Annotated in this window: 11 protein-coding genes and 4 tRNA genes; 11 read left to right on the forward strand and 4 right to left on the reverse strand. The window is 40.4% G+C overall.

All coding sequences use genetic code 11. The annotated features are described in order from the left end of the window. The first annotated feature begins 2 nt into the window (after positions 1 to 2). Together ABWV72_RS07085 and ABWV72_RS07090 are read left to right on the forward strand one after the other, a co-directional pair. A complete protein-coding gene (locus ABWV72_RS07085) occupies positions 3 to 1868 on the forward strand; it encodes a GldG family protein (protein WP_353369575.1) in 1866 nt (621 codons plus the stop codon). Next, entirely contained in the window at positions 1861 to 2883 is a 1023-nt protein-coding gene (locus tag ABWV72_RS07090; protein WP_353369577.1) for a DUF4340 domain-containing protein, read from the forward strand. The genes ABWV72_RS07085 and ABWV72_RS07090 overlap by 8 nt, the downstream gene beginning before the upstream one ends. Before the next feature lie 195 nt (positions 2884 to 3078). Here the strand turns inward: ABWV72_RS07090 and ABWV72_RS07095 are convergent, their stop codons facing one another. Both ABWV72_RS07095 and folD read right to left on the reverse strand, forming a co-directional pair. Then, a complete protein-coding gene (locus tag ABWV72_RS07095; RefSeq protein ID WP_353369579.1) occupies positions 3079 to 3642 on the reverse strand; it encodes a DUF1415 domain-containing protein in 564 nt (187 codons plus the stop codon). After that, a complete protein-coding gene (gene folD / locus ABWV72_RS07100) occupies positions 3642 to 4496 on the reverse strand; it encodes a bifunctional methylenetetrahydrofolate dehydrogenase/methenyltetrahydrofolate cyclohydrolase FolD (protein WP_216049951.1) in 855 nt (284 codons plus the stop codon). The genes ABWV72_RS07095 and folD overlap by 1 nt, the downstream gene beginning before the upstream one ends. A gap of 208 nt (positions 4497 to 4704) precedes the next feature. Here folD and ABWV72_RS07105 point away from each other — a divergent pair, with 208 nt between their 5' ends. The 6 genes from ABWV72_RS07105 to ABWV72_RS07130 all read left to right on the forward strand — a co-directional run bounded on the left by ABWV72_RS07105 (position 4705) and on the right by ABWV72_RS07130 (position 6328). Beyond that, complete coding sequence (locus ABWV72_RS07105; RefSeq protein ID WP_216049952.1) at positions 4705 to 5364, forward strand: hypothetical protein; 660 nt, start codon at positions 4705 to 4707, stop codon at positions 5362 to 5364. 35 nt (positions 5365 to 5399) lie between these two features. Continuing rightward, positions 5400 to 5660: a DUF5062 family protein gene (locus ABWV72_RS07110; RefSeq protein WP_216049953.1), complete on the forward strand. Its 261-nt coding sequence runs from the start codon at positions 5400 to 5402 to the stop codon at positions 5658 to 5660. 187 nt (positions 5661 to 5847) lie between these two features. After that, a tRNA-Pro gene (locus ABWV72_RS07115) sits at positions 5848 to 5924 on the forward strand. A gap of 26 nt (positions 5925 to 5950) precedes the next feature. Continuing rightward, a tRNA-Arg gene (locus tag ABWV72_RS07120) sits at positions 5951 to 6027 on the forward strand. Positions 6028 to 6164: 137 nt separating this feature from the next. Continuing rightward, positions 6165 to 6240, forward strand: a tRNA-His gene (locus ABWV72_RS07125). 3 nt (positions 6241 to 6243) lie between these two features. Beyond that, positions 6244 to 6328: transfer RNA gene (locus ABWV72_RS07130), tRNA-Leu, on the forward strand. A 131-nt stretch (positions 6329 to 6459) separates the two neighbouring features. Here the strand turns inward: ABWV72_RS07130 and ABWV72_RS07135 are convergent. After that, positions 6460 to 7332 (reverse strand): type II secretion system protein N, encoded by an 873-nt coding sequence (locus ABWV72_RS07135; RefSeq protein WP_353369582.1) that lies wholly within the window; start codon positions 7330 to 7332, stop codon positions 6460 to 6462. Between the two features lie 390 nt (positions 7333 to 7722). On the opposite strand from ABWV72_RS07135, the gene ABWV72_RS07140 reads away from it, so the two are divergent. After that, positions 7723 to 9777 carry a S8 family peptidase gene (locus ABWV72_RS07140; protein WP_353369584.1) on the forward strand — a complete coding sequence of 685 codons (2055 nt, stop codon included), beginning with the start codon at positions 7723 to 7725 and terminating at the stop codon, positions 9775 to 9777. Positions 9778 to 9923: 146 nt separating this feature from the next. Beyond that, complete coding sequence (locus ABWV72_RS07145) at positions 9924 to 11597, forward strand: ligand-binding sensor domain-containing protein (protein ID WP_353369586.1); 1674 nt, start codon at positions 9924 to 9926, stop codon at positions 11595 to 11597. Here ABWV72_RS07145 and ABWV72_RS07150 read toward each other — a convergent pair. Further along, positions 11529 to 12368: a GGDEF domain-containing protein gene (locus tag ABWV72_RS07150; protein ID WP_353369588.1), complete on the reverse strand. Its 840-nt coding sequence runs from the start codon at positions 12366 to 12368 to the stop codon at positions 11529 to 11531. The two genes, ABWV72_RS07145 and ABWV72_RS07150, sit on opposite strands and share 69 nt — an antisense overlap. 445 nt (positions 12369 to 12813) lie before the next feature. On the opposite strand from ABWV72_RS07150, the gene tig reads away from it, so the two are divergent. Continuing rightward, positions 12814 to 14124, forward strand: coding sequence for a trigger factor (gene tig, locus ABWV72_RS07155; protein WP_353369590.1), 1311 nt, complete (start codon positions 12814 to 12816; stop codon positions 14122 to 14124). Positions 14125 to 14173: the final 49 nt, after the last annotated feature.

The raw sequence follows: 14173 nt of genomic DNA on the forward strand, positions 1-14173 counted from the left end.
ATATGAGTAAATTTTCCACCTCCATAATTTTAATTCTATTGGCCGTTTTATTTTTTGCTTTAACGGTGCTAAACAATCAGTTATTGAGTCCAATTCGCCTCGATTTGACTGAGAATCAAGTTTACTCTTTGTCTGATGGCAGCAAGGAAATTGTTTCAAAAATTGATGAACCCATTAATTTATATTTCTTTTTCTCAGATAAATCATCAAAAAGTATGACGTCTTTGCGCAACTATGCGAACCGTGTAGAAAGTATGTTGCGAGAGTATTCAAAAGCCGCAGATGGAAAAATCAATTTGCATATTGTTGATCCTGAGCCCTTTTCCGAAGCGGAAGATCAAGCCAATGAATTTGGTCTGACTGCCGCCACACTTGGCACTATGGGCGATGCTATATATTTGGGCTTGGCGGCGACTAACGCTTTAGATGATCAAGAAGTGATTGGCTTTTTTGATCCCCAAAAAGAGAAGTTTCTTGAATACGAAATCAGTAAACTGATCCATAAACTATCTCAACCTGAGTCGGTTAAAGTGACTTTAATCACGGATTTGCCGCTAGCTGGTGGACAGAATCCGATGACAGGACAGTTTGATCCAGCTTGGACGTTTTACACTCAATTACAGCAATTGTATCAAGTGGAACAGATTCCAAATAGCGCAGAAGCCTTACCTGAAGATACTGACGTGCTTATGCTAGTGCATCCTCAATCGTTAAATGAATCCTTGTTATACGCGGTTGATCAATACGTCATGCAAGGTGGAAAACTCATTGCTTTTGTTGATCCCAACAATGAGTCAGATCCGATGGCGATGATGGCAGGTATGGGCGCATCTACTGAAAATAGTTCTAACTTAACCTCTCTATTCGAAGCTTGGGGACTAGAGTTTAATGATAGTCAGGTACTGCTTGATGCGGAACTAGGCCTAGATATTCGCACTGCAGATGGCGGTGTCGCTCGTCATTTTGGTTTTGTGGGGATTCAATCTCAACAACTTGATCGCGACGACGTAACTACCGCAAGTCTCGAAATAATCAATGGCGCGTCATTTGGCGCGTTTAGTAAATCCACAGGTGGTAACTTACGTTGGACACCGTTGATGCGTTCTTCTGCAAATTCAGGTTTCATTGATGTAACCACTTATTCTGCATTACGAGACCCTAACGCATTAGCAAGAGAGTTTACCAACCAGAAGCAACAACATGTGCTTGCTGCCAGATTGCATGGCAGAGCTTCTTCCGCTTACAAAAGTGCGCCAGATGATGCTACAGCTGATAGTGCACACGTTTCTTCTACCAATCAATTAAATGTCATTGTGGTGGGTGATACGGATTTGCTGGCAGATCGGTTTTGGGTGCAACAAGCGAACTTCTTTGGCGAAACGGTTTACACACCTTTTGCGAACAACGGCGATTTTGTTACTAATGCGGTAGAGAATCTAAGCGGGAGTGAGGCACTTATCAGTATTCGTAGTCGCGGTACATTTGCCCGTCCATTTAACACTGTCGATGCTTTAAAAGTGGAGGCTGAACGTAAGTTCCGCGAACAAGAACAACTTCTACAGCAACAATTAGACGAAACTGAACAGCAACTCGCTCAGCTGCAAAGTCAGCAAGTAGAAGGAGCTGGTTTGGTTATGATGCCAGAACAACAACAAGCACTTGACGAATTTATCGAGAAACGGACTGAGATTCGAAAAGCCTTGCGTGAAGTGAGACATCAGTTAGACAAGGATATTGAGGCGCTGGGGAATTGGTTGAAATTTATTAATATCGCTGTTGCTCCTATAGTGCTAATGCTGATCCTTATGCTACTTGCTAGTTTGCTGAGAACTCGTTCTAAAGGTGATGAGGGGTTATCACATGAATAAACAATTGATTTCATTGCTGGTCATTATTGTTACTTTAGCAACCGCAATTTATTTTTTGACCATCCGTGCTAATCAGGTTTCTGGGGAAAAGGTTAAGCTGTTTCCAGAACTTGCTGTGCAGGCTCAAAAGATTCAAGAAATTCAAGTTTCTAACACTAATGGAATGTTATTCAGTGCTCGTCAGTCTGACGATGGATGGGTGACAGTGCTAGCAGAAAGTAAGCGCGAGTATCCAATGCAACAAAAGGCATTGGCTGAATTAGTGGATGCTTTATCAAAAGCCATTTTATTCGAAGCTAAAACCGCTAAAGCTGAAAACTTTGCTCGATTGGGATTACAAGATATTGATGTGGTTGACAGTCAAGCAACATTAGTGGAATTACGCGTGGGCGCAAAAAACTATCAGGTATTAATAGGTTCACAAGCGAGTTTAGGGCAAGGAACCTATGTGCGTTTGCTGGGACAAAAACAAACTTGGTTGTTGGATCGTATAATCAGTTTGCCATCAGATCAAAACGCTTGGCTAAAACAACCTATTCTTGACGTGTTAGCTGAGCAAGTAAGCTATGTGCGCCGCGAAGGAGACTTAGGTTTTGAAATTTTACGGGATTTCGAACAGCAAGATGACTTTCAATTGTCAGGTTTGGAAGACAGCGCACAACTCAAATATGACAGCATTTTAAGTGCTTATGTGGATAACCTAGTGAACCTGAAATTTGAACAAATTGCTGAAACTGAAGATAGTGGATTTAATCCTCAGTCAGTGACCGCAGTGTTCGAAATTGGCCTGCAAGATGGTCGTATTCTAAGCCTGTGGTTATGGGAAAACGAAGGTGCTATTTTTGCTCGCTTTGAAGGTGATTCTGGCAAATACTGGTATGACGTTAATTATCAGTTATCCAGCTTTTCTGCAGGTCAAATAGACAAAGAGTACAAGGACTTCATTGAAAACAAAAATAGTCAGATTCAGCAGCCGCAAGAGTATCCAATTGATGAAGGTGAGTCGCCGCAATAATCCATTTATTTAATACGGTGAGGTAAGATTTAACAACGTTCACAAACCTGCGGTGTTATTCCACTTCGAAAGCGTTCAAGTGCGTAACTCATCATCGCAGGTTCATTTTGTAATCTGCTTGTGCCGATTGTGTAAGGCTTTTGTTCAATCGTTAGTGTATTTATACTTGGCTATTTTATCCCGTCATTTAACCCTTTAGTTTATCATACAAGATAATAACAATGCCTTCAGCGCGGCCTCTCCCATGCTGTGCGCTTTGTTAATGTTGTCTTCGGGTATCTGTTCTGGATGTTTGTAGGAGCGAATTGCTCTGTCTATGCTTTCTTCTCTGAGCAAGTGTAAAGTGGGGTAGGGAGATCGATTAGTGTAGTTTGCCGCAGAATCATCTGGTTCCCCGTCAAAAACATATTCAGGGTGAAAACTGGCAATTTGATAAACCCCTGAATAGTCGTTTTCATCTAACCAGTTTTGGGTGATATCCACTATGTCTAGATAGCTAAAAAAGTGTTTAAAGCCCTCAGTGAGTATAAGTAAAGAGGTTTCAATTTCTGGGTGTTGATCTAAAAACAGTACTTCTTGAGCGAATAGGTTGAGTACATCTTTGGCTTTTTTGGAATTGCAAACCCTGTATCGAATCGAATTGCGCTGCATTTCTCGCTTCGCAAATGGACAAAAGTTTAACTCAATTACCACTTGGTTTAACCAAGCTTTGGTTTCTTCAACCGCTTGGTTACCAAGTTGTTCACTCTCGTTAGTCACTAGCTGCGATACTTAACATAAGCTTCTAAGGTGTTTTCAATCAAGCTTGCCACTGTCATTGGTCCTACACCGCCGGGCACGGGAGTGATCCATCCAGCACGTTCTTTAGCTACTTCAAATTCTACATCGCCAACTAGCGAGCCGTCTGCTTGGCGATTAATCCCAACATCAATGACAATTGCTCCTGGCTTAATCCAATCACCAGGGATGAATTCAGCTTTGCCGACGGCGACTACAAGAATATCAGCGCGCTTCACATGACTTTTTAAATCTTGGGTAAACTTATGACAAGTGGTGACGGTACATCCGGCCAAAAGTAGTTCAAGAGACATAGGTCGACCGACAATATTTGAAGCCCCAACTATTACAGCGTCTAACCCTTTTGCTGGACGTTTTGTCGATTCAATGAGGGTCATTATACCTTTTGGAGTACACGGCCTTAGAGCTGGCATACGTTGCACTAAACGGCCAATGTTGTAAGGGTGAAAACCGTCAACGTCTTTATCGGGACGGATGCGTTCTAAAACCTCTTCTGCATTCAATCCTGCAGGCAAAGGCAATTGCACTAAAATACCGTCAACTTCAGGGTCCTGATTGAGTGTATCCACTAAATCTAGCAACTGTTGTTGAGTAATGTTGGCTGGTAAATCATGGGCTTTATCGACAAAGCCAACTTCATCGCAGGCTTTACGTTTATTTGCCACATATACACCTGAGGCAGGATCGTGCCCCACTTTAATTACTGCAAGGCCTGGCGGTCTTTTTCCTGCGGCCGTTATGGCTTCTACTTGGGAAGCGACGTTTTCTCTTACCTGTTTGGCAATTGATTTTCCGTTTATCAGTTGTGCTGGCATTTGTTTAGCTTTTAAATCTTCAGTTGCGCTTATTGTCCCATAACCATGGCAAGCCAAGCAATCGTGAGTTGATATTAATTATGCTTAGATGTTAGGTGCAAATTAATTGATGCTACGGATTAGCAGGAATTGCAATTGAACTGACGTATAATCCCAATATGTTTATCTGAAATGGTTTAGATAACCGACATTATAAAGGAAAAGACTCTTGCAACTCTCTGGCGTAGAAATTTTTGGCTACTGTGCATCGGCGTTAATTGCGTTTTCATTAACGCGAGATTCAATTGTACGACTCCGTTGGTACAATCTATTTGGAGCCTCATCATTTTGTATTTACGGAATTATTATCGGCGCTTCTCCGGTGGCTTTTCTAAATGGTTTTATTGCTATTACTAACGTTGTTTATTTACGCAAAATGTTAATGCAAGCCGAGCAGCATTTTTCTGTATTAGAGGTGAGTATGCCTTCGAATTATGTGGATTTTTTCCTTGATTATCATCGCCAGGATATTGAATTCCACTTTCCTCGTTTTTTCAAAAAAATGCAACAAAAGGACCGTCGATTTTACTTTATGATGGAAAATACTGAAGTGGCAGGATTGCTTTCTGGATACCCTGATGAAAACAATAATTTTATTGTTGATTTTGATTTTGTTATCCCTGCTTATCGAGATTGTCGCATTGGACACTTTGTGTTGGGGCAAGGCCAACGACTAAAAAAACAATTTGGCTATGGGAATGTATTTGCTAAAGCAGACAGCTTGAAGCATGAAAACTATTTAGTTCAGCTGGGTTTTTCCCCAGAGAAGAATGGTATATGGTTTTATCCTGAATCAAAGCACAGCGCTGAAGTAGACAAAACAAAATAAGCGTATAGTAGCGTTTTCTGGCTTAAGGAATTATTTTGAAGAAAATCAAAAATGAACAACAATTGTTGAAAATGGCAATTAGCGTAGGGGAAACCTATGCAAAAAACCGTGGATATGATGGTTTTAGTGAAACCATGGGACAAAAGGAAAAAGTGGAAATTATTTATCGTCTATTAGTAAACGATAAACTGATTGCGTCTTTAGGTGGAGATTCTGAAGATTTGTTGAGTATGAAGCACAGGTTGGCTATTTGGATAAAAAATAAATTGCCCGCTGATCATGCGTTATTAAAATAAATTTTTGGTTTTTATGCTGACCTGCACGGATTATTAATAATAAGCATCAAAAAAGACTGTTTTATAAACTATTTGCTCCATAATTAAGCAGTTAGAAAAAATCTATAAAAAAGTATTTGACGAGATTGGGGCAAGTGGGTAATATGCGCCCCCTCGAAGCGATGAGGTTTTTATCGCAACGATTGTTCGGTGAGTAGCGCAGCTTGGTAGCGCACTTGGTTTGGGTCCAAGGGGTCGCAGGTTCGAATCCTGTCTCACCGACCATTTTTTTGCTTGTTCAGATTCGTAGAGCGTCCGTAGCTCAGCTGGATAGAGCACCCGCCTTCTAAGCGGGTGGTCGCAGGTTCGAATCCTGCCGGACGCGCCAGCGGAACGGTTGGATATGAATTTGATATCTAGTGTTACTTCTCGATAATGTATATTTAATGAGAGTGACAGATGAATACGGATATATAATTATCTGGTAAGTAAAAAAGATTTAGTGTAGAAAAGAGTAACACAGTGGTGGACGTAGCTCAGTTGGTAGAGCCCCGGATTGTGATTCCGGTGGTCGTGGGTTCAAACCCCATCGTCCACCCCACTTGCGGAAGTGGTGGAATTGGTAGACACGCTGGATTTAGGTTCCAGTGCTTCACGGCGTGAGAGTTCAAGTCTCTCCTTCCGCACCATATTTAGAAGATCCCTTCTCAATATCTCAGTTATTTAATAACCGTTAAACTCCCTTATTTTCCTTCTGTCCTTTTTCTTAATTTTCTTTGTGTCTATTTAACTATAAGCATCCTTGCCTATTTTCGTTTTTCTAAATTTTCTGAATACTTAGGTTTTCTGAAGGAATATCTAAATATAAACTAATCACTTGACCACCACGTAATACGCTAAACACCAATGTTTGAGCGGTGGGCAGTAATGTTTGAACGGCCTCTAGTCCCTCTTCTGTGGTGATATCGTTACCATTTATTTTTTGTAAAATATCACCTTGTTTGAAATTTGCACTTTTATACAGTTTTGGATTCATGCCTGGAGACACGTTAAAACCTGCCGATAAGTCATTTTGGTCAAACGGTGAAATATGAATAATGTGCTCTAATAATTTAGGCCGATTGCCAATTGATTTTGCAATGTCATCATCATTGGAATTTTGATCATAACCATTTGATGAGTTTGAATTGGTATTAGTGCTTCCCTTGTCTTCATCACTCGAAGCGGTTCCTCTAAGCAATAAAACCTGTCGTTGACCTTCATTTAACAATATAACCCTATCGTTCCTTATTTCTTGAATAACCGCATTGGTGTATGCAATTTGGTCCTCAATAAAGTAAGTGCGAATTTGTAAACGTGATTGAATGGTTGCTGAGGCTTCAGTATCCACATCACTGGCTACCACGCCTATTAATGAAATATCTAATGGGCTTGGCGGTATACCTTCCAAATCTATTTCTTGTTCCTCCGGCTGTGAATGTTGTGGATGCTGTTGTTGTTGCATACCGATATCGCCGGTCTCATTCAGTAACTCTTTTTTGACTTCCTCTGACAGCTCAATTGGCTCATGAGCAGGAGGTGCAAACATGACATAACACAATACTGCTATTGCGATGAAAAGGATGGTTAGAATTATTTTGCTATTGCTATTGCTATTGCTATTGCTATTGCTATTGCTATTGCTATTGCTCATGCAGAGAACTCGGGAGTAAATTTGTATTAATGTTAGGTGCAGGATAACCATCACTAGCTTGCTTCTCAATGCCTATTTCAGGGGGACACCCTAATAACGGTTATCAATACATCTTAAAGAAGGCTTTTGTTACTTTGTCTAACAAATACTAAAGGCAAGTAACGCAAATTTTAAGGTAATTTAATTGGACTCGCATTTATGACTTAAATTATGAATAAGTGGTTCTTATTTTTGTTCAGTATTTAAGTTTATGTTTCATATTTTAAGTTTTGTTTTTGATAAATTATATTAAATCAATTAAAACAATGGGTTACACTTATTTTTAAATCTGGCATGGTGTGTGCATTGATATCTGTAGAGATTAAAATTTATCCGAAGTGGAGTGGTAAAATGAGTTTTTTTACAGATAAGAAAACATTGTTAGTTGGAGCGTTATCACTAATTGGCAGTGTTTCAGCAGTGATGCTGACAACTCAAGCCAATAGTAGCAGTGTTCCTTTTTTTACCGAATCGGGCAGTACCCCGCAAATGGTTATTAAACAGAACGTTGCAAAAGAACAATCCTATATATTACAGGGGTTAGGTCGCGATGCTCTAGTTTCTGCAGTAGAGCGCGTTGGTGGTGCGGTGGCTCGTGAATTCCCTATTATCAACGCCATAAGCGCATATTTGTCTGTTTCTCAGGCTGATGAACTAGCCAATATATCTGGTTTGCACGTTACCGCAGATAGAAACGTAATGACCATGGGAAGTGATAATGGGAAGTTGGAAAGTGCATCAGGCCAACTTAAAAAATTCGCCATCGATAATAATATCGCCACTCAAACTCAGGCAGATTTGTTGCATGAAAGGGGGATTACTGGACGAGGTGTGACAGTAGCTGTTTTAGACAGCGGTACATTGATGGGCGGAAGCCAAGGTAAATATTTATTACGCAATCAATATGACCGTGCTCGTGCATTTTATAAGTATAACGCGATTAAAAGTAAAAAGACGCGAACTTTGAATGATGACCAAAACGGTCATGGTAGTCACGTGACCGGGATAATTGCCAGCAGTTTAAAAAGTGAAGATGGTAAGTTTAACGGCATGGCGCCAGATGTATATTTGTTATCTGTTAAAGCCTTTGATGCTTCAGGAAACGGCAGCTATACGGATGTGTTAGACGGCTTAAACTATATCTATCAAAACCGTAATCGCTATCGTATCCGTGTGCTAAATTTGTCGTTAGGGGCTAGTGTGCAATCTAACTATTGGAGCGATCCAATTAACCAAGCTGTGATGCGTTTATGGGATGCTGGTATTGTAGTGGTGACTTCAGTGGGTAACACTGGCTCAGATTATGCGACAGTGTCAGTTCCAGGTAACAATCCGTATATTATTACCGTTGGTGCAGCGACAGACAGTTATACTCCCAGCGATGCAAGTGATGATCGTATGACTACGTTCTCGTCTAAGGGACCTTCAGTAGAGGGCTTTGTTAAACCTGAAATCGTAGCATTTGGCGGGCATATCAGCTCTAAAATGAACAAAAATTTACTGAAAAACAAAAACTTCGTAGAATCTGAGACCGGTGAAGATTACCACATGATATCTGGTACTTCACAGGCAGCTGCAGTGGTTACAGGTACGGTTGCTTTAATGTTGCAACACAATCCTTACTTAAGCCCTGATGATGTAAAGTGTCGTTTGATTGATTCAGCGTCAGCTATGACAGATCCATCTACAGGTGAAGCTTATGGTCCTTTCACACAAGGTGCAGGTCTAATCAATGCCTATGCGGCAGTTACAAGTACTGCTTCAGGTTGTGCCAATGTAGGCTTAGATCTTACAGCTGATTTGAACGGTGTTGCTCACTTTAAAGGGCCAGCACGAGTGACTGAACAAGGTCAACTGTTGTTAGCACTAGGTAATGGTGAATTCGTAGCTGAAGGTTCAATCTGGGATGGTACGACAACAATTGAAGGCTCTATCTGGGATGGACTTACTGCAATTGAAGGTTCAATTTGGGATGGGACCACTGCACTTCAAGGTTCAATTTGGGATGGTTCAGCGACTATTGAAGGTTCAATCTGGGATGGTACTACTGCCCTGCAAGGCTCGATTTGGGATGGTTCTACTATACTTGAAGGTTCAATCTGGGATGGATTCTCAGTATTAGAAGGTTCAATTTGGGATGGCACTACCGCCCTTGAAGGTTCACTTTGGGATGGTTTGTCTAGTCTTGAAGGTTCAATCTGGGATGGTTCTACTGCCCTTGAAGGTTCGATTTGGGATGGTTTATCGTCTATCCAAGGCTCAATTTGGGATGCCTTAACTTCAATCGAAGGTTCAGTATGGGATGGAAATACATCAATCGAAACTGTTAACCAAGCATTGTTAGACGAATCTGTAGCGAATGATGAACAACAATCAAATCAGCTATTGGAAATTGAAATAGACTAATTAATTCTACATTGCGTAATAGCAAGCTGCATTCCATGAATGCAGCTTGCTTGTTTCAGAATAAAAGAGTTATCAATTTTGGTTGAACATGTGGTAATCGGCTACTAAGATGCTCATGCTTTCAACGATTAGGACAAAATAAATAGATGAAGTCATTGATGCTAGTTAAAAACCTAAAATTACAAATAATGCTTATTTTAATTGTATTGTTTAGCGCTTTTAACGCGATAGCAGATAATGAAAATATTAAGTTTCAGCGTATTACCCTAGACCAAGGGTTGTCCCAAGAAAATATATTAACCGCCTTTCAGGACTCTGAAGGATACATGTGGTTTGGCACGCAAGAAGGCCTGAACCGATATGATGGTTATCAATTCAAAGTATTCACTTACAGTTCCAGAAATAAAGACTCGTTAAGTTCTGATTGGGTCTATTCGATTATAGAGCCGCAAAAAAATGTCCTATGGATAGGCACACGCAATGGCGTTAATGTGTTTGATAAAAGCTCGCAAACCTTCAAACATTACCGATATCAAGCCGCAGACAAAGGTAGTATAAATTCAGACACTGTGCGAGTACTGTTTAACTCATCACAAAATCAAATTTGGATTGGCACTGACAACGGATTGAATATATATAATCCAGCCACTGATGATTTCACTAATGTAGCCCTTAGCGCTGACGAAACAAAGCGTATTTCAGTGCAAAGTATCAGCGAAGACCAGCAAGGCAATTTGTGGGTCTCAGCCCTAGGTTTAGGCGTAATCAAACTCGACGCCAATTCCCATCAGGTTTTAGTGGACGCTGCGGAAATGGACTTAGTTACGGGGGGGCAAACTAATCAAGTAAAGACAATTATGGTTGACAGTCAACACAGGCTTTGGCTAGGCAGTGATAAAGGTGCAACTGTTATTACTTTGCCCAAAGAAGCGAATGATGATTACAGAGTTTGGTTACCTGAGCCCCTAGTTGACCAGAAAATCAGCCATATATATCAAGATCGCAATAATAAAATTTGGTTAGCTACCTCTGACGGTCTTTTTCGATTGGAAAGCGATAGTGAATCGTTTTTACATATCAAACCTGAAAAACAAAACCCTTATAGCCTTTCAGATAGCAAGTTAACTTACTTATTCCAAGATCGCGGTAATGTGTTTTGGGTAGGAAGTATTAAGGGGTTGAACAAGTGGAATACGGCTACCTCTAACTTTGACCACATTCGGGAAGCGGTAGACAAATCAAAAAGCCTTAGCGGTAGTTACATCAATACTTTTTTTGACGGCAAAGAAAATCAAATCTGGATAGGCTCGATTGGTGGATTGGATTTGTTAAATGTTGAAACTGGCATTATTCAACATTTAGTTGCGGATGAAAATGACGATAATTCGTTACGCAGTAACACTGTGATGTCACTTTACTCTGAAAATGGTGATGAGCTTTACATTGGCTATCAAGACCAAGGTATGAGTAAACTCGATACTCGCACGATGACCTTCGCTCATTACCCTGCGGATAAAAACAATCCTAACGCTTTATCAGCACCGGGGGTTACCTCAATTGAACCTGCTGGCAATAACAAATTATGGATTACTACCTTTGGTGGTGGTTTGAATTTGTTTGACATAAAAACTCAAAAATTCATGCGTTATTTATCGGATGAAACAGATCTACAAACCTTAGGTAGCAATAAGTTATTGACCGTTCATAAAGCCAAGAATGGCCTACTTTGGATAGGCACTTGGGGAGCTGGATTAAATATTTTCAATCCTACTACGGGCACCGCTATGCGAATTCCGAATAAGGTTGATTGCACCCTCTAGATATTGTTTTTGCTGCAAGGAGCGTTGTAATTTTTTAGCTAGGCTAGCAACATCCGTCTGCTCATTGACGGGGAATGCGACGCCAAAAAGTGCCCCGCCAAATCGGCATAAGATGTCACCTTCACGAGTGATATCTTTAAGATTAGTCGCGATTTCTTGTATTACGGTATCGCCAAATTGGTGTCCAAATTTCTTATTGATCTGGTGAAAATCGATACAGTGCAGCATCACTAAACCAATCGAATAGGATTGACTAAGCTTGGCGATTTTACTTTGCAGTACGGGTCTTGGGCACAGGTTCGTGAGAGGGTCAGACAATAAAAATAAGAAATCACTAACTAATTGACTTTGCATTCCGGCGGCTAAGATCAACTGCTCTAACGCAGAAAAGGTATTGTTCGATTGTTCTGAATTATTGCTTGATTGAGTTAACCATGCAGGCAAAGCTTGGTTGAACGTCATTTTTACAAAGTAAGACTGCTCTGCATTAAAAGGGCGAACTGGGGTGCGGCGAGATTTTTCTGGTGGTACTAAGTCGAAATTGGAGTCTTCACTGTTTAAACTGCTAACATCTGAGCTGAAGGAAACCGTGACTTGTATCAGCATTGTTGTTTGGTCTAAGGGCTTGTATTGAACCTTCTTATCTAACGATGTTCGAACTGCTTCTATACCCGTATAAAAGCTAATCTCATCACTTGATAATTGCCCAATAGGTTCAGTTGAACCGGCCGAAATTCGATCAGATTTCCAATCCAGCTGGGGGTGAAACATGCTGATATGTTTCGCACCTGAAATCGTCAATATGCATCTCAACTGATGCAATAGTATATCTTTGGGATTCAAATTAGGCTCAGAGTATAGTCACTTTTTCTTCAAATAATATTCCACATATTAAGCAGTTATGCAATTAACCTAAGCCGGTGAAAAAAACATATCAGCCGACGCTGCTGCTATGGGTTTTTGACTGATATTCTTATTCTATATTGATGGGCTAATTTAAATTAATTTTTACCCTCGACTATGCAGCCCTCAGCCTGTATACTGTCGCGTCTTTTTTAACCGAGGTGGACCAACAAGGTCCGCAATATGCGGCAGTATTGGTATCTAAAATAGCCTGTTGTTTTTACATTAAATAAATACATCAATCTAATACGTTATTTATCAGTTGCTGCGAGTTCGAATTACGCGTTATGTGACGCATAGTTGAGGAATAATAATGCAAGTGTCAGTCGAAACGACTCAAGGCCTAGAACGCCGTTTAACCATATCTGTTCCTGCTGATTCTATTGATTCAGCGGTAAAGTCACGTTTACAGCAGTTGGCTAAAACCCAACGTATTAATGGTTTCCGTCCAGGTAAAGTGCCAGTCACTGTTATTAAAAAACGCTTTGGCCAGGCTGTTCGTCAAGAAGTTGCTGGTGAAGCCATGCAACGTAATTTCTACGAAGCTGTGGTTCAAGAGAAACTGAATCCAGCGGGTATGCCTCGCTTTGAAATGACAAAAGATGTGGATGGCGAAGATTTAGAATTTGTTGCATCTTTTGAAATTTATCCTGAACTAGAAGTTCAAGGTATTGATAAAATCGAGATTGAAAAGCCTGTTGTTGAAATAAACGACAAAGATCTCGACAACATGATGGATACCTTGCGTAAGCAACACGCTGACTGGAAAGAAGTTAAGCGTAAAGCGAAGAAAGATGATCGTGTAACGATTAATTTCGTAGGTACTATTGATGGTGAAGAGTTTGACGGCGGTAAAGCCGAAGACTTCCCACTAGAGCTTGGTAAAGATCGCATGATTCCTGGTTTTGAAAAACCATTAGTTGGCGCGAAGAAAGGTGAAGAAGTTGTTTCTAAAGTGACTTTCCCTGAAGATTACCACGCTGAAAACCTAAAAGGTAAAGAAGCTGAGTTCACTATCTCTGTCACTAAGGTTGAAGGTTTAGAGCTACCTAAAGTAGACGAAGAATTTGCTAAATTATTCGGTATTGAAGATGGCGATATTGAAGCACTTAAAGTTGAAGTTCGTAAGAACATGCAACGTGAACTTGATCAAACCCTTAAAGCTAAATTGAAAGAAGATGTCATCTCTGGATTGCTTGAGCAAAACAGTATTGATGTTCCTAAAGCACTTCTTGATCAAGAGATCGATGCGCTACGCGAGCAAGCGAAGCAACGTTTCCAACAACAATCTGGTGGCAACAGTGCAAATATGCCTGAATTACCAGCTGACTTGTTTGCAGAAAATGCCAAACGTCGCGTTTCAATTGGTCTAATTTTAGGTGAAATCATCAAAACCAATGAAATTAAAGTGGATGATGCAAAAGTTGAGCAGTTAATTGAAACAACTGCTTCTGCTTACGAAGATCCATCTGAAGTCATTGAGTACTACAAAACAAATAATGAATTATTGCAGCAAATTCAGAATGTTGCGCTTGAAGAGCAAGCAGTTGAATTGGTTCTAAGTCAGGCTAAAGTTAAAGAAGTTGACACAGCTTTTGACGATATCATGAACAAACAACAATAATTTAGGCCTTTGGTAATTGACTTCAATAGTCAGCACCTGATTAAATGCT

The organism is Aliiglaciecola sp. NS0011-25 (genome assembly GCF_040370605.1).
GTDB lineage: Bacteria > Pseudomonadota > Gammaproteobacteria > Enterobacterales > Alteromonadaceae > Aliiglaciecola > Aliiglaciecola lipolytica_A.

Excerpts from the sequence above, each read along its gene's own strand:
- ABWV72_RS07085 (WP_353369575.1), top strand. The coding sequence starts at position 3 with ATGAGTAAATTTTCCACCTCCATAATTTTAATTCTATTGGCCGTTTTA.
- ABWV72_RS07090 (WP_353369577.1), top strand. The coding sequence starts at position 1,861 with ATGAATAAACAATTGATTTCATTGCTGGTCATTATTGTTACTTTAGCA.
- folD (WP_216049951.1), bottom strand. The coding sequence starts at position 4,496 with ATGCCAGCACAACTGATAAACGGAAAATCAATTGCCAAACAGGTAAGA.
- ABWV72_RS07135 (WP_353369582.1), bottom strand. The coding sequence starts at position 7,332 with ATGAGCAATAGCAATAGCAATAGCAATAGCAATAGCAATAGCAATAGC.
- ABWV72_RS07140 (WP_353369584.1), top strand. The coding sequence starts at position 7,723 with ATGAGTTTTTTTACAGATAAGAAAACATTGTTAGTTGGAGCGTTATCA.
- ABWV72_RS07145 (WP_353369586.1), top strand. The coding sequence starts at position 9,924 with ATGAAGTCATTGATGCTAGTTAAAAACCTAAAATTACAAATAATGCTT.
- ABWV72_RS07150 (WP_353369588.1), bottom strand. The coding sequence starts at position 12,368 with ATGTTTCACCCCCAGCTGGATTGGAAATCTGATCGAATTTCGGCCGGT.
- tig (WP_353369590.1), top strand. The coding sequence starts at position 12,814 with ATGCAAGTGTCAGTCGAAACGACTCAAGGCCTAGAACGCCGTTTAACC.